This window comes from Bartonella sp. AP57NXGY (genome assembly GCF_042195805.1).
In the GTDB taxonomy this organism is placed as follows: Bacteria; Pseudomonadota; Alphaproteobacteria; order Rhizobiales; family Rhizobiaceae; genus Bartonella.
Window position 1 is genome coordinate 1 of the sequence record NZ_JBHIOZ010000439.1, and the last position, 864, is coordinate 864.

Genomic DNA, 864 nt, shown 5'->3' on the forward strand with positions numbered 1-864 from the left:
CAGGCAAAAAATGATGTTATGAATGTCGTTAAAGCGGCTTTCCGTCCTGAATTTTTAAACCGTATTGATGAGATTATTCTCTTTCAAAGGCTGCAACGTCACGATATGGAAGCGATCGTCGATATTCAGATAGAACATTTGCAAAATTTGCTCAATGAACGCAAAATAACTTTGCAAATCGAGCCAGAGGTGAGAAAGTTTCTTGCCGATAAGGGCTATGATCCCCTTTATGGTGCGCGTCCCCTTAAACGGATTATTCAAAAAGAAATTCAAGATCCATTGGCGGAAAACATCTTATTTGGAAAAATTCACGATGAGACGACGGTGAAAATTACAAAACAAGGAGATCGGTTGGAATTTTTGCCTGAAGATTAAGTTTGGAAAAATTCATGGTATAAAGGGCGGTGATAATCCTATTATGTGATAAACACCGCTCTTTGAAGGGTGCTGATTTAGAAAAATTCACGATGAGACAGCGGTATTTTATTGCAAAGCAAAGGGAGTGGCTGGTGTTTTTGCATGTTAAATCAGCGTTTTCGAATATCGTAGGATTCTTTTACTTCTGTTTGTCGTGAAAACTATTTTCTTGCAATTTTATAAGTGAAGTCACAAGCGGGATTGCTTTATTGCTTTGTGCGTAAAAACGTTAGAGAGAAATGCCGTTTATCCGCCGTAAAACATTGCTCTTTGAAGGGGGATGGGGAGCTGATCTGAATTTGACTTAAGGATGTTTCGTTGTTTGATATATTAACAAATAATGTTGATCGTTGTGCTGTTGCTTAATCAGAAATTAGCCACAAGATTGCTTTTTGTTTTTTCGGCTGGAGTTCTCTAAAATTTTTCAAAAGGGTGTGTTCTTTTTCG

2 pseudogenes are annotated in these 864 nt (G+C 37.6%); one reads left to right on the plus strand and one right to left on the minus strand.

The window, feature by feature from the left end:
• Positions 1-375: pseudogene (locus ACFIL8_RS11350) on the plus strand (ATP-dependent chaperone ClpB); the annotation flags it as partial.
• A gap of 404 nt (positions 376-779) precedes the next feature.
• Here the strand turns inward: ACFIL8_RS11350 and ACFIL8_RS11355 are convergent.
• A pseudogene (locus ACFIL8_RS11355) lies at positions 780-864 on the minus strand (transcriptional regulator); the annotation flags it as partial.